This window comes from Streptomyces milbemycinicus (genome assembly GCF_002154605.1).
GTDB classification, from domain to species: Bacteria; Actinomycetota; Actinomycetes; order Streptomycetales; family Streptomycetaceae; genus Streptomyces; species Streptomyces milbemycinicus.
The window spans coordinates 1-2,804 of sequence record NZ_MUNE01000296.1; the positions used below are offsets into that span (position 1 = coordinate 1).

The window sequence follows — 2,804 nt, forward strand, 5'->3', positions numbered from 1 at the left end:
GCGCCTGGGCGGCCGGTTACGACATGAGCGCGGCCGCCGCGCGCGGCGTCAAGGAGTTCACGCTGGGCTTCGTCATCGCGGGTGGTGGCTGCGTCCCCGTCTGGGACGGCGGGATCCCGCTGGCCGACCGGGCGCTGACGGCCCGGATCGCCGCCGTGCGCGGGGCCGGGGGCGACGTACGGGTCTCCTTCGGCGGCGCGGCCGGGCGGGAACTGGCCACGGTCTGCGCCGACGTACCCGAACTCGCCGCCGTCTACGCCGCGGTGATCGACCGTTACGGCTTCACCAAGGCCGACTTCGACATCGAGGGCGCCACCCTCGCCGACCCCGTCTCCGCCACCCGCCGGGCGCAGGCCATCGCACTCCTCCAGCGCGCCCGCCCCGGCCTGGAGGTCTCCTTCACGCTGCCCGCCATGCCCTACGGCCTGACCGACGACAGCAGCGCCCTGCTCGCCAACGCCCGCGCCCAGGGCGTCGATGTCTCGGGCGTGAACATCATGGCCATGAACTACGGCGGCGAGCACACCGGCGACATGGGCCGGTACGCCGTCCAGGCCGCCATCAACGCCCACGGCCGGATCCGCGGCGTCCTCGGCCTCTCCGAGGCCGCGGCCTGGAAGACCCTCACCGTGACCCCGATGATCGGCGTCAACGACGTCTCCGGAGAGGTCTTCACGCTCGAGGACGCCGCCGGGCTTGCCCGGTTCGCCGCGGCCAAGGGGATCGGCCGGCTGTCCATGTGGTCCGCGGAGCGCGACCGCCCCTGCCCCGCGGGTGAGGGCGCCCCCGGACCGGACCCCGCCTGCAGCGGCGTGGCCCAGCGCCCGGGGGCGTTCGAGGCGGTGCTGGTCGGCTGACCCGGCCGGATGAGGTGATCAGGCGCCCGGGCGGACCGGGATGCTGGTGACGAACGGCTGGGACGGGCCCGGGTCGGTGAAGAAGTCGTTCCCCTTGTCGTCGACCACGACGAACGCCGGGAAGTCCTCGACCTCGATCTTCCAGACCGCCTCCATGCCCAGCTCCGCGTACTCCAGGACCTCCACCTTCTTGATGCAGTCCTGGGCCAGCCGCGCCGCCGGGCCGCCGATCGAGCCGAGGTAGAAGCCGCCGTGCGCCTGGCAGGCGTCGGTGACCTGCCCGGAGCGGTTTCCCTTGGCCAGCATGACGTACGAGCCGCCGGCCGCCTGGAACTGCTCCACGTACGCATCCATCCGGCCCGCCGTCGTCGGCCCGAAGGACCCGGAGGCGTAGCCCTCGGGGGTCTTGGCCGGGCCCGCGTAGTAGACGGCGTGGTCGCGCAGGTACTGCGGCATCGCCTCGCCCGCGTCCAGCCGCTCCTTGATCTTCGCATGCGCGATATCGCGGGCGACGACCAGCGGGCCGGTGAGCGAGAGCCGGGTCTTGACCGGGTACCTGGTCAGCTCCGCCCGGATCTCGTCCATCGGCCGGTTGAGGTCGATACGGACCACGTCGTCGTCCGACAGATGCTCATCGGTGGTCTCCGGCAGATACCCGGCCGGATCGGTCTCCAGCTGCTCCAGGAAGACGCCCTCGGGCGTGATCTTCGCCAGCGCCTGACGGTCGGCGGAGCAGGAGACCGCGATGGCCACCGGGCAGGACGCGCCGTGCCGGGGCAGCCGGACCACCCGTACGTCATGGCAGAAGTACTTGCCGCCGAACTGCGCGCCGATCCCGATCCGCTGCGTCAGCTCGAAGACCTTCTCCTCGAGCTCCTTGTCGCGGAAGCCGTGACCGGTGGGGGAGCCCTCGGTGGGCAGCTCGTCCAGGTAGTGCGCCGAGGCGTACTTCGCGGTCTTGAGCGCGTACTCCGCGCTGGTGCCGCCGACCACGATCGCCAGGTGGTAAGGCGGGCAGGCCGCGGTGCCCAGCGAGCGGATCTTCTCCTCCAGGAACTTCATCATGGAGCCCTCGTTGAGGACCGCCTTCGTCTCCTGGTAGAGGAAGGACTTGTTGGCCGAGCCGCCGCCCTTGGCCATGAAGAGGAACTTGTACGCGCCGCCGTCGGTCGCGTACAGCTCGATCTGGGCGGGCAGGTTGGAGCCGGTGTTCTTCTCCTCCCACATGGTCAGCGGGGCCATCTGGGAGTAGCGCAGATTGAGCTTGGTGTACGCGTCGTACACGCCGCGCGACAGGGCCTCCTCGTCGCCGCCCTCGGTCAGCACGTTCTGACCGCGCTTGCCCATCACGATGGCCGTGCCGGTGTCCTGGCACATCGGGAGCACGCCCGCGGCCGCGATGTTGGCGTTCTTCAGCAGGTCCAGCGCGACGAAGCGGTCGTTGGGGCTCGCCTCGGGGTCGTCCAGGATGCGGCGCAGCTGGGCGAGGTGCGCCGGGCGCAGATAGTGCGAGATGTCGTGCATCGCCTCGGCCGCGAGCTTGCGCAGCGCCTCCGGCTCGACCTTGAGGAACGTACGCCCGCCGGCCTCGAAGGTGCTCACGCCCTCGGAGGTCACCAGGCGGTACGGCGTGGTGTCCTCGCCCAGGGGCAGCAGGTCCGAATAGGCAAACTCTGGCATGGCGTGGCCATTCCTCACTCGACGGGGCTACGGCTGACTTCGTCGACAGCGGACACCAGCGTAGAACGGGGCGGGACGGCGGGACCTGTGAGGTCGGGCATAGCCCAGCCGCCACTGGCCAGCCGCGCCGGACTCCGTCCGTCGAGTCGGTCCACCCCCTAGTCGCGATGTATCGCGACTGGGTACTCTGGCCGGGTGACTGAGCAGCAGCCGGTGCCTTTGACGAAAACCGCCGTCGCCCCCGCCCCCCCGCCCGTGTCCGCCGCG

The 2,804-nt window shown here is 71.0% G+C and carries 2 protein-coding genes; one reads left to right on the plus strand and one right to left on the minus strand.

Translation table 11 applies throughout. The annotated features are described in order from the left end of the window. The coding region (locus tag CCN51_RS23370) for a chitinase (RefSeq protein WP_086860041.1) at positions 1 to 857 on the plus strand (857 nt) is incomplete at its 5' end. A gap of 18 nt (positions 858 to 875) precedes the next feature. Here the strand turns inward: CCN51_RS23370 and CCN51_RS23375 are convergent. Continuing rightward, positions 876 to 2,537, minus strand: a complete 1,662-nt coding sequence (locus CCN51_RS23375; protein ID WP_014176758.1) for a fumarate hydratase — start codon at positions 2,535 to 2,537, stop codon at positions 876 to 878. Between the last annotated feature and the right edge of the window lie 267 nt (positions 2,538 to 2,804).

Bases quoted from the DNA above. Each gene is read 5' to 3' on its own strand.
- CCN51_RS23375 (WP_014176758.1), bottom strand. From the start codon at position 2,537: ATGCCAGAGTTTGCCTATTCGGACCTGCTGCCCCTGGGCGAGGACACC.